The sequence below is a fragment of the Janthinobacterium aestuarii genome, from assembly GCF_051380835.1.
GTDB lineage: Bacteria > Pseudomonadota > Gammaproteobacteria > Burkholderiales > Burkholderiaceae_D > Janthinobacterium > Janthinobacterium aestuarii.
The window spans coordinates 713,695-734,147 of the sequence record NZ_JBNYXU010000002.1 but is presented as its reverse complement, the minus strand read 5'-3'; the positions used below and the strand labels follow the sequence as shown (position 1 = coordinate 734,147).

The 20,453-nt window shown below is 65.9% G+C and carries 11 protein-coding genes; 9 read left to right on the top strand and 2 right to left on the bottom strand.

Annotated elements, in window-relative coordinates; genetic code table 11:
• Positions 1 to 8 precede the first annotated feature (8 nt).
• The 6 genes from cobA to ACQ4WO_RS09385 all read left to right on the top strand — a co-directional run bounded on the left by cobA (position 9) and on the right by ACQ4WO_RS09385 (position 15,154).
• Positions 9 to 788 (top strand): uroporphyrinogen-III C-methyltransferase, encoded by a 780-nt coding sequence (gene cobA, locus ACQ4WO_RS09410; RefSeq protein WP_436481155.1) that lies wholly within the window; start codon positions 9 to 11, stop codon positions 786 to 788.
• A 142-nt stretch (positions 789 to 930) separates the two neighbouring features.
• Positions 931 to 3,969: a CHASE domain-containing hybrid sensor histidine kinase/response regulator family protein gene (locus ACQ4WO_RS09405; protein ID WP_436481154.1), complete on the top strand. Its 3,039-nt coding sequence runs from the start codon at positions 931 to 933 to the stop codon at positions 3,967 to 3,969.
• A 75-nt stretch (positions 3,970 to 4,044) separates the two neighbouring features.
• The gene (gene recC, locus ACQ4WO_RS09400) at positions 4,045 to 7,464 is read left to right on the top strand and encodes an exodeoxyribonuclease V subunit gamma (RefSeq protein WP_436481153.1); all 3,420 of its coding nucleotides are present in this window, start codon (positions 4,045 to 4,047) and stop codon (positions 7,462 to 7,464) included.
• Positions 7,461 to 11,120 (top strand): exodeoxyribonuclease V subunit beta, encoded by a 3,660-nt coding sequence (gene recB / locus ACQ4WO_RS09395; RefSeq protein WP_436481152.1) that lies wholly within the window; start codon positions 7,461 to 7,463, stop codon positions 11,118 to 11,120. The genes recC and recB overlap by 4 nt, the downstream gene beginning before the upstream one ends.
• Complete coding sequence (gene recD, locus ACQ4WO_RS09390) at positions 11,110 to 13,083, top strand: exodeoxyribonuclease V subunit alpha (protein WP_436481151.1); 1,974 nt, start codon at positions 11,110 to 11,112, stop codon at positions 13,081 to 13,083. Before recB ends, recD begins: the two co-directional genes overlap by 11 nt.
• Positions 13,084 to 13,234: 151 nt before the next feature.
• Positions 13,235 to 15,154 (top strand): methyl-accepting chemotaxis protein, encoded by a 1,920-nt coding sequence (locus tag ACQ4WO_RS09385; protein WP_436481150.1) that lies wholly within the window; start codon positions 13,235 to 13,237, stop codon positions 15,152 to 15,154.
• 4 nt (positions 15,155 to 15,158) lie between these two features.
• Here the strand turns inward: ACQ4WO_RS09385 and ACQ4WO_RS09380 are convergent, their stop codons facing one another.
• Entirely contained in the window at positions 15,159 to 16,058 is a 900-nt protein-coding gene (locus tag ACQ4WO_RS09380; protein ID WP_436481149.1) for a LysR family transcriptional regulator, read from the bottom strand.
• Positions 16,059 to 16,178: 120 nt separating this feature from the next.
• Between ACQ4WO_RS09380 and ACQ4WO_RS09375 the strand changes: the two genes are divergently transcribed.
• Positions 16,179 to 17,111 (top strand): DMT family transporter, encoded by a 933-nt coding sequence (locus tag ACQ4WO_RS09375; RefSeq protein ID WP_436481148.1) that lies wholly within the window; start codon positions 16,179 to 16,181, stop codon positions 17,109 to 17,111.
• Here the strand turns inward: ACQ4WO_RS09375 and ACQ4WO_RS09370 are convergent, their stop codons facing one another.
• Positions 17,112 to 17,990 carry a serine hydrolase gene (locus ACQ4WO_RS09370; RefSeq protein WP_436481147.1) on the bottom strand — a complete coding sequence of 293 codons (879 nt, stop codon included), beginning with the start codon at positions 17,988 to 17,990 and terminating at the stop codon, positions 17,112 to 17,114.
• 414 nt (positions 17,991 to 18,404) lie between these two features.
• On the opposite strand from ACQ4WO_RS09370, the gene ACQ4WO_RS09365 reads away from it, so the two are divergent.
• Together ACQ4WO_RS09365 and ACQ4WO_RS09360 are read left to right on the top strand one after the other, a co-directional pair.
• Entirely contained in the window at positions 18,405 to 19,664 is a 1,260-nt protein-coding gene (locus tag ACQ4WO_RS09365; RefSeq protein WP_436481146.1) for a sensor histidine kinase, read from the top strand.
• A complete protein-coding gene (locus ACQ4WO_RS09360; RefSeq protein ID WP_436481145.1) occupies positions 19,661 to 20,410 on the top strand; it encodes a LytR/AlgR family response regulator transcription factor in 750 nt (249 codons plus the stop codon). Before ACQ4WO_RS09365 ends, ACQ4WO_RS09360 begins: the two co-directional genes overlap by 4 nt.
• Positions 20,411 to 20,453: the final 43 nt, after the last annotated feature.

Sequence of the window (20,453 nt, the reverse complement as noted above, 5' to 3'; positions counted from 1 at the left end):
AGTTCATCATGGCGCAATGTGGTAGCGTGACCCTGGTCGGCGCCGGTCCCGGCGACCCGGACCTGCTGACCCTCAAGGCGGTGAAAGCCATCGCACGGGCAGACGTGGTGCTGATCGACGACCTCGTCAATCCGGCCATTCTCGCGCATGCGGCACACGGCGTGCGCGTGGTCGAGGTGGGCAAGCGGGGCGGCTGCGCGTCCACGCCGCAAGCGTTCATCGAGCGCCTGATGCTGTCCGAGGCGCGCGCCGGCCTGCATGTGGTGCGCCTGAAGGGGGGCGACCCGTATTTGTTCGGACGGGGCGGCGAAGAGCGCGCCTACCTGCGCAGCCACGGCGTGGCCGTCGAGGTGATACCGGGCATCAGCAGCGGCCTGGCCGCGCCATCGTCCATCGGTGTGCCGCTGACGCACCGTGGCTGGAGCCAGGGTGCCATCTTCGTCACGGGCCACGGCAAGGATGCCGCGTCCGAGCCGAACTGGTCGGCCCTGGCGCAAAGCGGCTTGACGCTCGTCATCTACATGGGCGTGGCCCGTATAGCCGCCATCCAGGCCGGCTTGCTGGCCGGCGGCATGGCACCCGGCACGCCCGTGGCCGTGGTGCAATCGGCCAGCCTGTCCGCCCAGCGCCAGTTGCTGAGCACCTTGCAGCGCTTGCCGGACGATCTGATGGCCAGCGGCCTGGGCAGTCCCAGCATCGTCGTCGTGGGTGACGTGGTGCGCTGCGCCGATGCCTGGGATGACCATGGCGCCGGCGCCTTGCTGGCCGGGGCACTGCGGGAAGCTTAAGCACCCGGTGTTTCCAGTGCAACCATCGTACGCGCTTTTTTTCTTCCACAAGCGCGTCGGGCATGAGCTTTGATAGTATCCTCGTACTTGCTGGGCGGCCGCAGCGCCGTCCATTCGAGGAAACCGGAATAAGCGATCGACAATGCACACTTTGAGCAAGGGCGGGGCAGGATCAGGTATCAGGATATGGGCGGGTGGCCTGCTGCTGGCCCTGGCGGTGGGCGGCGCCCTGTATGCGGGCGCGGCGCGCACGGTCAATGACGACGCCGAACAGCGTTTCGACAATCTCACGCATGGTGCCCAGCACAGCCTGATCACGCGCGTAAAAAGCTATTCCGACCTGCTGCGCGGCCTCGAAGCCCTGTTTCGCACCAGCGAGCATCTGACGCGCCGCCAGTTCCACGATTACGTGACCGGCCTCGATATCGTGCGCCAGTTCCCGGCCATCGAATCGGTCAACTACGCGGCGGCCGTCCCGTCGGCACAGCGCGCCGCCTTCATCGAAGCCGTGCGCAAAGACACCAGTCTGGCGCCGCGCGGCTATCCCGGCTTCACCATCCGGCCCGCGGGGGAGCGGCCGGAATACACGGTGCTCACCTACCTGGAACCCGATTCCCTGCTGTCCGAACGCATGGGCGTCGACATCGGCGCCAACCCGCTGGTGGCGCAGTCGCTGGCGCAGGCGCGCGACAGCGGCAAGGTGAGCGCGTCGGGGCAGGTGATCATGATCAAGGGGCCGCCCGCGCACGTGGGCCTGGGCATGCGCCTGCCCGTGTACCGCAATGGCATGCCGCAGGGCAGCGTGGCCGAGCGCCGCGCCGCCTACCAGGGGTCCGTCGGCATCGGCTTTGGCGTGGCGCAGCTGGTGCACAGCGCGCTCGAACGCAGCGCCCTGGAACCGCTGCACCTGACCCTGTACAGCGCGGCGGGCCCTTTGCCGGCCAGCGGAACCCTGTCCATCACGCCGCAGGACCGCCTGCTGTTCAACGATGACGGCGACCTGGCGGCGGCGCCGCCGCAACCGGGCAGCGATGCCGACTATTTCGACCAGGTGCTGCCCGTCGCTTATCAGGGCGGCCTGTGGAAAGCCCATTTCCGCGTGCGCAAGGCGGAGCTGTACAGCCCCTTCGACCGCTATTTCCCGTGGCTGGCACTGGCCGTCGGCGTGGCCGGCACCCTGCTCATCTATGGCTACATCTTTACCCTGTACCGTTCGCGCCGCAACGCCGTGGCGCAGCGCACCCTGCTCGATACGGTGCTCGACAGCGTCGACGCCTACGTCTACATGAAGGATGCCGACCTGCGCTACCGCTACGTGAATGCGCGCACGGCCACCATCCTGGGCCGTCCGGCGGAGCAGCTGATCGGCCGCCAGGATGGCGAGTTGATGCTCGGCGATGCGGCCGCCGCCGCGCAGCGCACGGAGCGCCAGGTCTTCGACAGCGGCGCCAAGTTCGTCGGCGAGGAACGCTTCGTCGATGCGCAGGGCCAGGTGCACCACCTGTGGAGCGTGAAGGTGCCGCTGGGCTTGCCCGGTCCCGTCACGGGTCTGATCGGCCTGTCCACCGACGTGACGGAACTGCACCGCCTGAAAGAGCAGGCCGACGCGGCCAGCCAGGCCAAGAGCGACTTCCTGTCGAACATGAGCCATGAAATCCGCACGCCGATGAACAGCATCATCGGCATGGCGCACCTGGCGCTGAAATCCGTGGCCGACGCGCGCCAGCGCGACTACCTGCAAAAAATCTATCATTCCGGCCAGCATTTGCTGGGCCTGATCAACGATATCCTCGATTTTTCCAAGATCGAGGCGGGCAAGCTGGAGCTCGAGGTGCTGGACTTCCGGCTCGACACCCTGCTGGCGAACATCGCCAGCCAGCTGGGCGACGCGGCCGCCGTCAAGGGCCTGGCGCTGCAGTTCGATATCGCGCCGGAGCTGCCGCAGCGCTGGCGTGGCGATCCGTTGCGCCTGGAGCAGGTCTTGCTGAACCTGACCAGCAACGCCATCAAGTTTTCCGACAATGGCAGCATCTTCGTGCGTGTACGCCAGTCCGAGGAGCGCGGCAGCCACGCCATGCTGCGCTTCGAGGTGCAGGACCGCGGCATCGGCATGAAGCAGGAAGAGGTGGCGCAGCTGTTCCGCTCCTTCCACCAGGCCGACCCGTCGACCACGCGCAAGTATGGCGGCAGCGGCCTGGGGCTGGTGATCAGCAAGCAGCTGGTGGAGCTTATGGGCGGCAAGGTGGGTGTGTACAGCCAGCCGGGCCTGGGCAGCACCTTCTGGTTCACGGCGCGCCTGGAGAAAAGCGCGCAGGCGTCCGACGAGTGCATCGCCGAAGTCGAGCCGGAAGTATTGGGCGTGATACGCGGCGCATCCATCCTGCTGGTCGAAGACAACGTCTTCAGCCAGCAGGTGGGTTGCGAATTGCTGGAAGACGCCGGCGCCACGGTCTGCGTCGCCGGCAATGGCCGCGAAGCGCTGGAATTGCTGGCCCGCCAGCGCTACGACTGCGTGCTGATGGACGTGCAGATGCCGGAGATGGATGGCTTCGAGACGACGCGCCGCATCCGCGCCGACCCGAAACTCACAGGCCTGCTGGTGATCGCCATGACGGCCAACGCGGGCAGCGAAGACCGCGCCCGCTGCCTGGCGGCGGGGATGGATGAATTCGTGACCAAGCCGATCGCCCCGAATCTGCTGTTTCACCTGCTGGCGAAATGGTTCCGTCTGCGCGGTGGCATCGGCAACATCGGCCGCATGCGCGCAAGCGACAGGCAGGCGGCGGCGCCGGCAGCGCCGTCATTGGCCGTGACACCGGAATTGCGCGGCACGGCCATCCTCGACCTGGCGACCCTGGCCCTCACGTTCAGCAATGACGCCGTGAAGATGCGCAAATACACCCAGCTGTTTCTCGACACGGCGCGTGACGGCATCGCCGAAATGGAGCAGGCCATGGCGCTGGAAGACCTGGGGCGCCTGGCCGACCTTGGCCACCGCAGCAAATCGTCGGCGCTGGCCGTGGGCGCCCATGCCTTCGCGGGCCTGTGCACGTCGATCGAAGGCTTGCGCGTGGGCGGCGACCTGCAGCAGGCGCGCGTCTTGCTGACGGCTCTGAGGCCGGCGCTGGCGCAGGTGGCGGAACAAATTTCAGTGGAATTTGCCGCCAGCGACACCCCCTGACGCAAGCAGCGGCGATAATAGGCGTTTGACGTCTCCGGCCACCGGGCCGGAGGCGCGGCAACCCATCGGATCAGCATGCATACACCCGTCACGCCCGGCCTCCTCATCCTGCACGGCAACCAGCTGGAACAGCTGCGCGCCGCCGTCTTCCAGTGGCTGCGCCAGCATCCGCTGGCGCCGCTGGAAACGGACATCTTCCTGGTGCAGTCGAACGGCGTGGCCGAATGGCTGAAGATCGCCCTGGCCGAGGAAATGGGCGTGTGCGCCGCCACGCGCATCGCGCTGCCGGCGCGCCTGCTGTGGGAAAGCTACCGGGGCATGCTGGGGCGCGACAGAGTCCCGCGCGTGTCGCCATTCGATAAATCCCCGCTGACGTGGCGTTTGATGCGCCTGTTGCCGTCGCTGCTGGCCGACCCCGTGTTCGCGCCGCTGCGCTATTTCCTGGCCGATGGCGATTGCGAACGCCGGCTGCAGCTGGCCGAGCGCCTGGCCGACCTGTTCGACCAGTACCAGGTCTACCGCGCCGACTGGCTGGCCGATTGGACGGCGGGGCGCGACCAGTTGCGCACGGCGCGCGGTGAATCCATCGCCTTGAAGGACGACCAGCGCTGGCAGGCGCAGTTGTGGCGCGCCGTGGCGGCCGACGTCGAGGAGTTCGAACGCGATACGGGCCGCGCCGACATCCACGACGCCTTTCTGGCGGCGATCGCCGCCGGTGCCGCGCCGGTAGGCAAGCTGCCGCGCAGGGTCGTGCTGTTTGGCGTATCGGCCTTGCCGTACCAGACCTTGCAGGCGCTGGCCTCGCTGGCGCGCCACACGCAGGTGGTGCTGGCCGTACCCAACCCGTGCCAGTTCTACTGGGGCGACATCATCGACGGGCGCGACTTGCTGCGCGCGGAAAACAAGCGCCAGCGCCAGCGCAACGGCACCGACCTGGCCGGGATTCCGCTCGAGGAACTGCATGCGCACAGCCACCCGCTGCTGGCCAGCTGGGGCAGGCAAGGGCGCGATTTCATCCGCATGCTTGACGAATTCGACGAACACGCGCAAGCCGAGGGGCGCGACGACAGCCTGCGCATCGACCTGTTTGGCGAGGAAACGGGCGAGACTCTGCTGCAGCAGGTGCAGGTGGCCATCCGCGAACTGCGTCCGCTGGCCGAGCACGAGCAAATACCGCCCGACGCCGGCGACCGCTCGATCGAATTTCACGTGGCGCACAGCGTGCAGCGCGAAGTGGAAGTGCTGCACGACCAGCTGCTGGCCATGTTCGCGCATAGCGCCGAGACGCTCTTGCGTCCGCGCGACGTGGTGGTGATGGTGCCCGACATCGACACGTTTACGGCCGCCATCCACGCTGTCTTCGGCCAGTACCGGCGCAACGACGAGCGTTTCATCCCGTTCGAGATCGGCGATGTGAAGGACCGCAGCGTGAACCCGCTGCTCGTGGCGCTCGAGTGGCTGCTGCAGCTGCCGCAGCAGCGCTGCCGCCAGAGCGAAGTACGCGACCTGCTCGACGTGCCGGCGCTGGCCACCCGCTTCGGCCTGCAGCCGGACGACCTGGTCACCCTGGGCGCCTGGATCGAAGGGGCGGGCGTGCGCTGGGGCCTGGACCAGCATCACCGCAGCGGCCTGGGGCTGGGCGCGGCCGGCGAACAGAATGCGTGGATCTTCGGCGTGCGGCGCATGCTGCTAGGCTATGCCAGCGGCAGTGGCGCCAGCTTTGGCGGCATCGAACCGTATGCCGAAGTGGGCGGCCTCGATGCGGCGCTGGCGGGCTCGCTGGCGCAGCTGGTCGAGGCGCTGCTGCACTGGCGCACCGTGCTGGCCGGCGCGCGCACGCCAGCCGAGTGGGGCGTGCAGGCGCGCGCGCTGCTGGCCGCCTTCTTTGACGCCGACGACGAGGGCGACCGCCTGACCCTGGCGCAGCTGGAAGGCGCCTTGCAGGGCTGGCTGGAAACCTGCGAGCATGCTGGCTTTGTCGAGTCGGTGCCGCTGTCCGTGCTGCGCGTGGCGTGGCTGGGCGCGCTGGACGAGCCGACCCTGAACCATCAATTCGTCTCAGGCGGCGTGACGTTTTGCACCCTGATGCCGATGCGCGCCGTGCCGTTCCGCGTCGTATGCCTGCTGGGCATGAACGATGGCGACTTCCCGCGCCGCGCGCAAAAGGCCGATTTCGATTTGCTGGCGCTGCCCGGCATGGCGCGCCCGGGCGACCGCTCGCGCCGCGACGATGACCGCTACCTGATGCTCGAAGCCTTGCTGGCCGCGCGCGACAAACTGTACGTGAGCTGGGTGGGGCGCAATGTGCGCGACAATTCCGAGCAGCCGCCTTCCGTGCTCGTGTCGCAGTTGCGCGACTACCTGGCCGCCGGCTGGTCGCTGGACCGGCACCTGGTCTCGCTGACCACCGAGCACGCGCTGCAGCCCTTCAGCCGCCGCTATTTCGAGGCCGATGGCTTGCTGACCTACGCGCGCGAATGGCGCGTCGCGCATGCCGATGCGCAGGTGCAGGCCGAGGAACTGGCGCTGGGTCCCTACGAACTCGATCCCGGCACGCGCTTGAAACTGGGCGAGCTGGCCAGCTTCTTGCGCCAGCCCGTCAAATACTTTTTCCGCCGCCGCTTGAGCGTCCATTTCGCCGATGCGGCCATGCTGGGCGAGGATGAAGAACCGTTCGGCCTGAATGCGCTCGAGCGCTATCTGCTGGAAGACACCATGCTGGACGACGGCGGCGCCGTGGAAGCCTTGGACGACGTGCGCGCCAGCCTGGAAGCGCGCGCGGAAAAGCTGGCGCGCGAAGGCGTGCTGCCCATCGGCCTGATCGGCCGGCAAGTGCAGGCGCAGCTGGTCGAGGCGCTGGTGCCCGTGCGCAGCGCATGGCTGTCCTTGCGCGCCTCGTTCCCGTACGCGGCCGACAAGCGCGCCATCAACTTGCCGTTTGGCGAAGTGCAGATCGACGACTGGCTCGACAAATTGTGCAGCAACGGGCAGGAAACGGCCTGGCTGATGCAGATTTCCTCGAAAGTGACGGGCAAGAGCGGCCTGGCGCGCGGCGACAAGCTGATGCTGATGTGGCTGCGCCAGCTGGCCGCCGCGGCCCTCGGTTTTCCCGTTACCGGTTACCTGGTGGCGCGCGACGCCATCGTCAGCATGGCGCCGCTCGATCCGGCCACGTCGCGCGACGCACTCGCCACCTTGCTGGCGCTGTGGCGCGAAGGCATGAACCATCCGCTGCCCACGGCGTGCAAGACGGGCCTGGCGCTGGTGCAGCAGGGCGACCCGCGCGCCGTCTACGATGGCGGTTTTGACATGACTGGCGAGCGCGCGGAACTGTGTTTGGCCCGCCTGTGGCCCGAGTTTTCCGCGCTGGCGGCGGAGGAAGCGTGGGAAGACTGCACGCGCGAGCTGTATGGTCCGCTGGCCGACTGGCTGCAACAGCACATCACGATCGACCCGATCAGCGCGCCCGATGAAGGCGCGGGAGAAGAACAATGACGAGCCATCTGCTCAATCCCCTGGTGTTCCCGCTGCACGGCTCGCGCCTGATCGAAGCGTCGGCCGGCACCGGCAAGACCTGGACCATCGCCGCCCTGTACGTGCGTCTCGTGCTGGGGCATGGCGACGACGACAGCCGCTTTACGCGTCCGCTGCTGCCGGCCGACATCCTCGTGATGACATTTACCCGCGCCGCCACGCGCGAATTGTCGAACCGCGTGCGCGAGCGCCTGATCGAGGCCGCTGCTTATTTCCGCCACGAATCCGGCGGCAGCGACCCGTTTCTCGATGCCTTGCTCGAGTCCTACCCTGGCGAGAGCGAACGGCAAAAGGCCGCGCACCGGCTGATGCTGGCCGCCGAGACGATGGATGAAGCGGCCATTTTCACCATCGACGCCTGGTGCCAGCGCATGCTGCGCGAGCATGCGTTCGACAGCGGCAGCCTGTTCGACGAGGAACTGGTCAGCGACGAGCAAGCCCTGTTCGAGGATGCGGCCCACGATTACTGGCGCCAGCAAGTCTATCCCTTGCCGCCGCAGGCGCTCGACGTGCTGCTGGCCTGCTGGCCCGACGTCGGCGCGCTGAAGAAAGGCGCGCGCGAGCTAGCGCGCCGCGCGGACATCATGCGCATGGCGGGCGAAGAGCCGTTGTCGGCGCTGATCGCGCGCGAACAGCGGGCGCTGGCCGCGCAGCTGGCCATCCTGAAGGCGGGCTGGGTCGAGCGCGTGGACCAGATGGCGATGTGGATCAACGACCACCGCGCCGCCAATCCCAAGTGTTTCAACGGCGTCAAGATGAAGCCGGAGAACCTGGCGAAGTGGTTCGACGGCTTGCGTAAATGGGCGCAAGACCCGCTGTTGCTGCTGCCGGCCATCACGGCCAAGGCGTGGGAACGCCTGACACCGTTCGGCATCGAGGATGCGTTTGCCAAGAGTTTCACGGCCCAGGTGCCCGAGTGCTTCGAGCATACGGAGGCACTGGGGATCGCCCTGGCGGGTATCACGCCGCTGGCGCACAAGCTGCACCTGCATGCGGCGGCGGCCATCGCGCGGCGCATGGATCAGTTAAAACGCCAGTCGCGCCAGTTCGGCTTTGCCGACATGCTGCAGCGCCTGCACGACGCGCTGGCCGGCGAGAATGGCGCGGCCCTGCGCCGGCGCATCATCGACCAGTATCCGCTGGCCATGGTCGATGAATTCCAGGATACGGCGCCGGCCCAGTACCAGATTTTCAATCTGCTGTACCGGATTGCCGACAACGATCCGGCCCTGGGCCTGTTCCTGATCGGCGACCCGAAGCAGTCGATTTACGGTTTTCGCGGCGCCGACATCCAGAGCTACCTGGCGGCGCGGCGCGCCACCACCGGGCGCCACTACCAGCTGGGCACCAACTACCGTTCGACGGCGCCGCTGGTGGCGGCCGTCAACCAGCTATTCCTGCACGCGGAGCGCGACGAGGTGCCGGCCGGCGCCTTCCGCTACCGTAAATTGGGCGAGAATCCGCTGCCGTTCGAGGCCGTCGACGCCAAGGGCCGCGCCGAACACCTGGTAAACGCCGGCGGCCCGCTGCCAGCCCTGCTGGCCGCCTGCGCCAGCGATGAAGGCTTGCGCGGCGACAGCTACCGCGAGTATTTCGCACAGCACTGCGCCGAACATATCGTCGCCATGCTGGGCGACCCGCAAGCCGGTTTTACTGGCCCCGATGGTTTTACGCGCTTGCAGCCGGCCGACGTGGCCATCCTCGTGCGGGACCGCAAGGAGGCGGCCGCCATTCGCCGCGCGCTGGCGCGCCGCCGGGTCGCCAGCGTCTATCTGTCCGACAAGGATTCCGTCATCGACAGCGAGGAAGCGCAAGACGTGCTGCGCTGGCTGGCGGCGCTGGCCAACCCGCTCGACGGGGGGCTGGCGCGCGCCGCGTTTGCCACGCGCACCATCGGCCTGTCGCTGGGCGAGCTGGCGCGCCTGTCGAGCGATGAACTGGAATGGGAACGCAGGATCGAGCAGCTGAAGGCCCTGCACCTGATCTGGCAGCGCCAGGGCGTGCTGGCCATGCTGCGCCGCTTCATCCATGAATTGCAATTGCCCGCCATGCTGCTGCAGCAGACGGGCGGTGAGCGGCGGTTGACGAATCTGCTGCACCTGGCCGAGCTGCTGCAATCGGCCAGCCGCCAGCTCGATGGCGAGCAGGCGCTGATACGCTGGCTGGCCGAGCAGATCGCAGGCGAAGGCGAAAACGGCGACGAGCGCGTGCTGCGCCTGGAAAGCGATGCGGAACTGGTGAAGGTCATCACCGTGCACAAATCCAAGGGGCTCGAATACCCGCTCGTGTACCTGCCGTTCGCCGTCACGGCGCGCAAGGTGGATAAACGCAACCGCAGCTTCTTCGAGTATGCGGGCGAAGATGGCGAACGCCGCCTCGACCTGTCCTTGTCCGACGAGGCCATGGCGTTTGTGGAAGAAGCGCGCATCGAGGAAGACTTGCGCCTGCTGTACGTGGCCCTGACGCGGGCGCGCCACTTCCTGTGGCTGGGCGTGGCCGCCCAAGCCGCACGCAAGGCGGGCGAGAACACCTTGCACGAATCTGCGCTCGGCTACCTGCTGACGGGCGGCGACAAGCTGCCGTTCGACCAGTTGCTGCTGCGCTGGCAGCAGGTGGCGGGCAGCTGCGACGCCATCTATGTCAGCAACTTGGGGCAGCCCGACGCCTGCACGGTGCTGGACCGGGTGGAGCGGCGGCCCGAGTTGCGGCCCGCGCCCGTGTTCGCGGGCGAATTCGAGCGCGACTGGTCGGTGGGCAGCTTCACGTCGCTGACGCGCCAGATCGGCGCCGTGGCGGCCGCGCACGTGCCGCAGCGGGCGCTGGAAGAAACCTTGCTGGAAGATGGCACGGCTGTCGCCGTGACCTCGCCGATGCACATGGGCGACGCGCCCTGGCACCGTTTTCCGCGCGGCTCCGTGCCCGGCAATTTCCTGCACGAGCAGCTCGAGTGGATGGGCAGCGAAGGTTTTGACAGCGTCCACGATGACAACTTCGACACCCGGCTGGCCGCGCGCTGCGAGCGGTCGGGCTGGGGCCACCGCCAGGACGACGCCATCGCCTGGCTCAGGGAAATCGCCATCACGCCGCTGCCGCTGCTCGATGCGTCGCTGTCGCAGTTGGACAGCACCCTGTCCGAGATGGAGTTTTGGTTCCCCAGCGAGCATTTGTCCACGGCGGCGCTCGACCAGCTGTGCACGCGTTTGCTGCTCGACGGCGCACCGCGTCCCGTGCTGCCGCGGCGCCAGCTGCACGGCATGCTGAAGGGTTTTGCCGACCTGGTCATCGAACGGGACGGCCGCTACTGGGTGCTCGACTACAAGTCGAATGCGCTGGGCGCCAACGACGCGGCCTACCACACGCAGGCGCTGGCGGCCGGCATGGCGCAGCACCGCTACGATATCCAGGGCGCCATCTACATGCTGGCCCTGCACCGGTTGCTGAAAAGCCGTTTGGGCGATGCCTACGACCCGGCCGAACACCTGGGCGGCGCCATTTTCCTGTTCCTGCGCGGCATCGCGAATGCGGACACGCATGGCTGCTACTGGCTGGCGCCGCAGCTGGAACTGCTGGACGGCCTCGATCAACTTTTAGGAGAAACGGAACACCATGCAGCATAACGCGCAGTTGGATACCCTGCAGATGGATGCCTTGTTCAGCCATATCGACGGCGTTGCCGAGGGGGGGCACCTGCGCCGCCTGAGCGCCGCCTTTGCCCGCTTCATTGGCACGCTGGACGAGGGCGCGCCGAATGCGTCAGCCGTGGCCATGGCCTGCGTCGTGCTGTCCGAGCTGGAAGGGCGGGGGCACAGCTGTTTGATGCTGTTTGAGCTGGCCAGCAAACCGTCGCAGCTGCTGGGCTGGAGCGAGGAGCTGTGGCATGCGGTGCTGGCCGTTTCCGGTCCGTTGCCGGACAGCGTCGAGGGCTGGCGCGCGCTGCTGGCCGGCGCGCCGCAGGTGTGGACGGTGGGCGCCCCCGATGTGCGCCAGCCGCTGGTGCTCGATGGCGACCGCCTGTATTTGCGCCGCTACTGGCGCGATGAAAGCCTGGTGGGCGAAAAAATCGCCGCGCGCGCAGAGGATTTGACGAATCCGCCGCTGGCGCAGGTGCGACAATGGCTCGACATCCTGTTCGACCAGCCCACGCAGGACGGTGGCCCGGACTGGCAAAAGGTGGCGTGCGCCGTCGCCCTGCGCGGCAAGGTGGCCATCATCACGGGCGGTCCTGGAACGGGCAAGACGTACACGGTGGCCAGTTTGCTCACCTTGCTGTTTGCCGTCTCGCCGCGGCCGGAGCAGCTGCGCATCGCGCTGGCCGCGCCGACCGGCAAGGCGGCCGCGCGTTTAAAGCAGTCGATCGACAAGGCCCTGGAAGGCTTGGCGGCCAAGGCGGGCGATGCGCTGCCCCTGCTGGAACTGGCGCGGCGCATGGGCGCGGCGCGCACCCTGCATAGTTTGCTGGGCGCGCGGCCCGATACGCGCGCCTTTGCCCACCACGCGGGCAATCCGCTCGACGTTGACGTGCTGATCGTCGATGAAGCGTCGATGGTGCACCTGGAGATGATGGCGTGCGTGCTCGACGCCTTGCCGCCCACGGCGATATTGATCCTGCTCGGCGACAAGGATCAATTGGCGTCCGTGGAAGCGGGCGCCGTGCTCGGCGACTTGTGCCACGATGCGCAGGCGGGCGGCTACACGCCGGCTACCATCGCGTATGCGCAGGCGGCCAGCGGCGTGGCCATTCCGCCCGGTTTCGCGGGGGCGGCCGGCGCGCTGGCGCAGCAGACGGTGATGCTGCGCCACAGCCACCGTTTCAGCGGTCCGATCGGCGAACTGGCCTTGGCCGTGAATGGCGGCAGGCCCGATCTGGCCAAGGCGTGCTTCGCAGGCGACAGCGGCGGCCAGCTGGCGTGGAGCGTGAGCGCGCAGCCGAACGAGGTGCTGCGCCTTGCCTTGCGCGGGCGGGCCGACGCGCCGGGCGGCTACCAGCCTTACCTGGCGCTGGTCAATGCCGGCGAAGCGGCGTACGCGCAGCATGACGACTGGGTGCGCGCTGTGCTGCACGCTTTCGAGTCGTTCCGCATCCTGTGCGCCGTGCGCGAAGGCGAGTGGGGCGTGGCGGGCTTGAACACGGCCATCGAGCTGCGGCTGGAAAAGGAAGGGCTGATACGCCGCAGCGAATGGTATGTGGGCCGTCCCGTGATGGTCACGCGTAACGATTACGGTACGGGTGTGTTCAATGGCGACATCGGACTGACCTTGCGCGATCCCGCGCGGCCGGGATCATTGCGCGTGTACTTCCTGGAAGGCGAGAACGTGCGCAGCGTGCTGGCCACGCGCTTGCGCCACGTGGAGACGGCGTTCGCCATGACCGTGCATAAATCGCAGGGTTCGGAATTCCGGCACACGGTGCTGGTGCTGCCGCAGGAAGGCGGCGCCATGCTGGCGCGCGAACTGGTCTACACGGGCATCACGCGCGCGCGCGACTTCTTTACCCTCGTCTCGCCCACGCAGGCCGTGCTGTTCGACGCGATTCTGCGCCGCACGCAGCGGGCCAGCGGCTTGAGAGGGCTGATCGGCTGATAGGGTTCGACAGGTTTCTACACGGAAATATATGTGTTGTATTCCGAATATTGATGATAATTGTTCCGATTTTTGTGTGAAAATGCTTTCATAGAGAAAGTAGTGCAAAAGCACTGTTTCTCGTCACTACAATCGAAACGAGGAGTCCATCATGTTGTCTTCCCTTCGCACGCGGCTGGTGCTCATTTGCGTGGCTATCGTCGTACTGTCCATGCTGGCCTTGTCGGTCGCCAATTACGTCACCACGCGCAGCAGCATGCTGGTGTCGTCGGACCAGCAGATGCAGCAGCTGCTGCAAAGCCAGTCGGCGGTGCTGGCGCAATGGGTCGATGGCAAGAAAAAGGTCATGGCGTCCGTCGTCATGTCGGGCGAGACGCCCGATCCGCTGCGCGCTTTCCAGATCGCGGAAAAGGCTGGCGATTTTGCGGAAGTGTTCATCGGTTACGCGGACAAGCGCTCCGTGTTTACCCATCCGGGCCGCCCGGCCGACTTCGATCCCACGGCGCGCGCCTGGTACACGGACACGGTCAAGGCGGGCGTGCCGATGCTCACGCCGCCGTACGTGGACGCAGCCAGCCACAAACTTGTGGTGTCGTTCACGGCGCCTGTCGGGCCGAAACAGGCATTGGTGGGCGTGGCGGGCGCGGACGTGCTGCTCGATACGGTGATTGCCAACGTGGTGGCGATCAAGCCGACGCCGCACAGCTTTGCCTTCCTCGTCGACCAGAGCGGCACCATCATCGCCCACGCGAACAAGGACCTGAGCCTGCAGCCGGTGGCGAAACTCGATGCCGCGCTGTCGGCCGCGCAGGTCAACCGCCTGGAAAGCGCGCGCACGAGCGAGGCCGTGCGCCTGAATGGCCGCGACGGCAAGCTGTACGTCACGCACGTGGCCGGCACCGACTGGCTGCTGGCCGTGGTGCTGGACCAGCAGGAAGCCATGCAAGCCTTGCAGACGATGCTGACGACGGCCACCGTCACGGCCGCGCTGCTGACGGGGCTGGCCGCGCTGCTGCTGTCGCTGCTGGTGTTCAAGATGCTCAAGCGCCTGGAACTGGTGCGTGACGCGCTCGACGATATCGCCTCGGGCGAAGGCGATCTGACGCGACGCCTCGACGCTTCCGGCGTGGATGAACTGGCGCAGATCGCCGGCGCCTTCAACCGCTTCATCGACAAGATCGCCGCCGTTCTCGTGAAAATCCGCACGGCCAGCGAATCGGTGAAAGTATCGTCATCGGAAATCGCCGCCGGCAACCAGGACCTGTCGTCGCGCACGGAACAGCAAGCGAGCTCGCTGGAAGAAACGGCCGCCTCGATGGAGGAGCTGACCAGCACGGTGAAACAGAACGCGGACAATGCGCGCCAGGCGAACCAGATGGCGCAATCGGCGTCGGGCGTGGCCAGCAAGGGCGGGCAAGTGGTGGCGCAGGTGGTCGATACCATGGCCTCGATCAACGATTCGTCGAAGAAGATCGTCGACATCATCAGCGTCATCGACGGCATCGCCTTCCAGACGAATATCCTTGCGCTCAATGCGGCCGTGGAAGCGGCGCGCGCGGGCGAGCAGGGACGGGGGTTTGCGGTAGTGGCGACGGAAGTGCGCAGCCTGGCGCAGCGTTCCGCGGGCGCGGCCAAGGAAATCAAGCTGCTGATCGACGATTCCGTGAGCAAGGTCGATTCGGGCGCGCGTCTCGTCGACGAGGCTGGCGCGACGATGCAGGAAATCGTCGACAGCGTGCGCCGCGTCACCGACATCATGGGCGAGATCACGGCCGCCAGCGTCGAGCAAAGCTCGGGCATCGAACAGGTGAACCAGGCCATCGCGCAAATGGACCAGGTGACGCAGCAGAACGCGGCCCTGGTGGAAGAGGCGGCCGCCGCGGCGGAAAGCTTGCAGGACCAGGCCAGTACCCTGGCGCAGGTGGTGGGCGTCTTCAAGCTCGATGAAGGGCAGGCGCCGGCGCCTGTCAAACCGGTGGTGCGCACCGCCATCGCGCCACGCATCGCCAGCCGGCCAGCACCGGCGTCCGCCGTCAAGCCCGAACGCAGCGAGGAGTGGGAGACGTTTTAAGTTTTTAAGTGCGCCGTGGCGCCAGGGTCGGCGCCATCTGTTTCGCCACGTCGAAAAAAGCGTTGGTGGCCGGCGTATTCTGGCGCCGGTCGCGCACGGCCAGGCCCACCTTGCGGCTGACGGGTGGATTCAAGGGCAGGGCGACCAGCTCCGGATACTGCTCGCGCAGCCGCTGGGGCAGGGCCAGTTCGGCGACGATGGACAGGCCGTCCCCGCGGCTGACCATGTCGAGGATGGTGATCACCTGGCTGATGCGGTACGGTACCTGCGGCTGCAACCCCGCGTTGGCGAACAGCGGCTCGATCAGGCAGGCGCAGCCCGCCTCCGACATGATGAACGGCCCTTCGCACAACTGCGCCAGGGTGATGGTGGTTTCGCTGGACAGCGGGTGGCTGCGCGGCACCAGCGCCATCATCTGGTCTTCCACCAGCGGCGCCGTATCGAAACGTTCGTCGGGCAGCACGACGAAGCCGACATCCACCCTGCGTTCGCGTATCCACTGCACCACTTCATGGTCGGCGCCTTCGTCGATGCGCAAGTCGATGCCCGGATAGCGCAGGCGGAATTGCGCCGTGATGGCCGGCAGCAGATTCAACGACGACGTGGGGCCGAATGAGCCGATGCGCAGGGTGCCCTGGCGCTGGCCCAGCACGTCGGCCGCTTCCTGGCGCATGGCTTCGGATAAGCCCAGGATTTCGCGCGCGCGCACGAGCAGCTGGCGGCCCACGTCAGTCAGCTCGGCCGAGGCCTGGTGGCGCACGATGAGGTCCACGCCCATCTCCTTTTCCAGCGCTTTTAATGCATGCGAGACGGCCGACTGGCTGATGCCCAGCTGCGCGGCGGCGGCGGAAAAGCCGTGCAGTTCGGCCACCAAGGTAAAAATTTCCAGTTGCGTGAAGGTCATGGTGTGGTTTCTTTTTGCTATGAGTATTTGCTCATTATTTCATGAGTTGATATTAGTATTAATATATAAGTATACCGCACGTGCAGCGCCCGCTGCACAAGCGACATCATAGGACTTTCCATGCGTACTTCCGCCATACCATCAGCCGCCTTGCCTGCCGTGCAATCGCCGCTCGTCTACCTGAAACTGATTTTCGTCGCCCTGTTCTGGGGCGGTACCTTTATCGCGGGGCGCGTGCTGGCGCAGCAGATGCCGCCCATGACGGCGGCCAGCGGGCGTTTTGGCGTGGCCGTGCTGCTGCTGCTTGTGCTGGCCTGGAAACTGGAAGGGGGCTTGCCGCGCCTGGACCGCAAGCAGTTGATGACGACGGCGGCCCTGGGCCTGACGGGCATTTTTCTGTACAACCTGTGCTTCCTGGCCGCGTTGTCGCGCATGCCGGCCGGGCGCACGGCTTTATTTGTCGCGCTGAACCCCATTGTCACGGCGCTGGCCTCGGCCATGCTGTTCCGCGAACGGCTCGGATCGTTCAAGTGGCTGGGCATCATGCTGGCGTTCTGCGGCACGGCCATCGTCATCACGCGCGGCGATCTGGCCGGCGTGCTGCACGGCACGGGCGGCGGCATCGGCATGGGCGAAGTGTTCATGTTCTGCGGCATTTCCAGCTGGGCCGCTTATACCCTGATCGGCCGGGTCGCGCTGAAGGGCTTGTCGCCGATTGCCGCCACCACGTATGCGTCGATGTGGGGCCTGGCATTTTTGCTGGTGGGGGCGGCCGTGGAATTCCCAAGCGTGCCATGGCACAGCTTCGGCTGGCAAGTGTGGGCCGCCATCGGCTACCTGGGCGTGTTCGGCACGGTGATCGGCTTTGTCTGGTATTACGAGGGCGTGAAGGCGCTTGGCCCGTCGCGCACGGCGGTGTTCAACAACCTCGTGCCCGTGTTCGGCATCGTGCTGGCGGCGGTGTTGCTGGGCGAGCCGGTGCTCGCCTCGATGCTGGTGGGCGGGGCGGTGACGATTGCCGGCGTCATCATGACCAACCGGCAAGCAAAATAATTACTTGGCGCGACGGCGCTTCGACGGCTTCGCCGGCGCCTTCTTGTGCCGGCTGACCGAGGCGCGCATCACCTTCGGCTCTTCGATGCCGTTCTCGGCCGCCAGCATGCGGCGGATGTTGACGGCGTCCATGGCGCGCACGGAATTGGCGCGCGCGTTGAGCAAAATCATCGTGGCGAACTTGCCGGCCGACTTGATGCGCATGATCAGGCAGCGGCCCGCTTCATTCGTGTAACCCGTTTTCGACAGGCCGATGTCCCAACCCTTGGCGCCCACCAGGCGGTTCGTGTTGTGGTATTCCACGTCGCGGCCCTTGATCTGGATCACGTCCTTCGAATCCGTCGTGATGCGGCTGATTTCCGGGTAGCGCGAAGCGGCCACGGCCATCTTGACGAGGTCCGCCGCCGTCGACTGGTTGTTCGGCGACAGGCCCGTCGGCTCTTCGATCACGGTTTGGTGCATGCCCAGGGCCTTGATCTTGGCGTTGACGGCCACGGCGAACGCCGTCGGGCCGCCGGGGAAGGTGCGTGCCAGCGAGGCGGCGGCGCGGTTGTCGGACGACATCAGCGCCAGTTGCAGCACGTCGTGACGGCTCAGGCTGGCGCCCACGGGCACGCGCGAGGTGCTGTGTTTCAAGGTATCGACGTCCTCGCGGTCGATGCTGATTTCTTCCTGCATATTCGCCTTGGAGTCGAGCACGACCATGGCTGTCATGAGTTTGGTCAGCGAGGCGATGGGCACCACCACGTTGGAATTTTTTTCAAGCAAGACTTTGCCTGTACCGTCTTCGACCACCAGTATCGACTGGGAACCGAAAGGCACGGCGATGGCCGCTGTCGAAAGCGTCATCAGCACCGCGGCGAACATTTTTTTGAGCATGGGATTGTATGTGGAAAAGCAGTTTTGGGGCGCCATCGTGGGCGCTGCGCGCAAATCCGGAACGGGGCCGAGTGGGGACGCGGCGTGTATCTCGGAGGCAATATTTGCCAAGCTTAGACAATACCATTAAAGATCAAGCGATGTCTACGGTACAGGCCCGCAACAGGCGGCGTTGCGGCCAATTTGGCAAATAAAAACGGCTATTCTTGCCGTAGTGAAAATTGTTACGCAATTATTGATTTCATCTTGGAAACTTCGTATGATTTGAGCAATATTGATGGCGAGGGCCAGGCGGGCGCCGCGCTTCGTCGTTGATGCCTGCCGCTTCGTGCTTCGTCGCCCCGCGCTATGCCCTGCAACAGGGGCGCCGTAGACTGCGTTCATGCCTGAATCACAGACCACGGAGAACGCATCGTGTTAAAAAAATATACGGACTGGTACCGCAGCGTCGATGAGGAATCGCTGCTGGTGTTGAAACACCCCGAGATGGCGGAGCAGGTGCAGGGACGGATGCGCCGCTACATCGCCATGAAGCTGGTCAAGCTGACGCCGATCGAGCGCCAGCAGTTGCACGATTTCCTGCTCAAGTATCGTGGCGCCGGTTTTTACATCGCCGCGTGCAAGCTGATGCTGTTGTTCAGCGCCATCGGCGTTGCACTGCACTTGCTGCTGCCGGCCAAGTTCGAATTGCTCAAGGCCCTGGTCTTCAGCAACGGCCTGGGGTTTGCGCTGGTGTGGGGCCTGGTGGGCGTCTGGTTCAATTACCGCAGTTCCGTGCGCAACAAGTTCAAGAAACTCTTGCTGATCGTGTCGACCTGCGTAGCCGGGGTGGCCGTTGGCGTGCTGCTGGCCGGTTTGAGCGATACCGGTTCCATGGACATGGCCTTCGAGCGCTTGCTGCGCGTAGGCGGCACGGCCTTGCTCGTAGCTTGCCTGTTTTACATGGCGCCGTTGGCCATCGTGACCACCTGGCGCAACCGGCAGTACGAAGCGCTGACGGTGCAGCTGCAGCAGGATGCCGAGCGCGACCGTCTGGCGCGCGAACTGAGCGAATCGCAGCTGCGCCTGCTGCGCGCGCAGATCGAGCCGCATTTCCTGTTCAACACCCTGGGCGCCGTGCAACAGCTGGCCGAGCAGGGAGCGCAAGGCGCCGGCAAGGCCGCAGCATTGACGGCCGATCTGATCGCCTTCTTGCGCGCCAGCCTGGCGGAGATGCGCAGCGAGCAAGTACCCTTGCAAAGCGAGTTTGACATGGTGGCCGCGTATTTGCGCGTGATGCAGGCGCGTATGGGCCCGCGCCTGCGCTATGCGCTGGACTTGCCGGCCGAGTTTGCGCACGCGACGATTCCCAGCATGATCTTGCTGACCCTGGCGGAAAATGCCATCAAGCACGGTATTGAACCATCGTTGCGCGGCGGCGAGATCCGCCTGTCGGCGCTGTGGGTGGACGGCATGCTGCGCCTGCGCGTGCAGGATACGGGCATGGGTTTGCCGGAAAGCGGCACGGGCAGCGCACAGGGCGGTGGCCTGGGCCTGGAAAACGTGCGCAGCCGGCTGTTGCTGTCCGATCCGTCCGCCAGTTTGACCCTGCGCGATGGCGAAGAGGGCGGCGTGATCGCCGAAATATTGCTGCCCATCAAAATTGAAACAAGCCTGAAAGAAGCTGCCGCATGAATACCACCATCCTGATCGCCGAAGACGAACCCCTGATGCGCGAACGCCTGCAAATGCTGCTGGCGCAAGCCTGGCCCGAAGCGCACGTCGTGCTGGTGGCGGAAAACGGCAACGATGCCTGGGACGGTTTCCTCGAGCATGAGCCGGACGTGGTTTTTCTCGACATCCGCATGCCAGGCCTGTCGGGCCTGGAAGTGGCCGAGCGCATCGGCAAGCGCGCCCACGTGGTGTTCGTCACGGCCTACGACCAGTACGCCGTCGATGCGTTCGACGCAGGCGCCGTCGATTACCTGCTCAAACCCGTGCAGGCCGAGCGCTTGCAGCGGGCGCTGACCCGGCTGCGCGACAAGCTCGGCGCGCAGCCGGCCGACATGGCCAATTTACTGCAGTCGCTGCGCGCGGCCTTGCCTGCAGCGCCGCGCGACAGGTTGAAATGGATCAAGGCCAGCGTGGGCAAGCAGATCCGTTTGATCGACATCGACGATGTGCTGTTCTTCCAGGCCGACACCAAGTACACGCGCGTCGTGCTGGCCGGCTCGGAAGCGCTGGTGCGCACGCCGCTCAAAGATTTATTGGGCGGCCTCGACCCGGAACAGTTCTGGCAAATCCACCGCGGCACCATGGTCAACGTGAAAGCCATCGAAGCGGCCGAACGCATCGACGCCGAGCGCATGCAGGTGCTGGTGCGCGGCAGCACGGAAAAGCTGCCCGTCAGCCGCACGTTTACGTATTTGTTCAGGGATTGATATGATGCCAATATTTTTAATCTGACATTGAAATGGACATCTC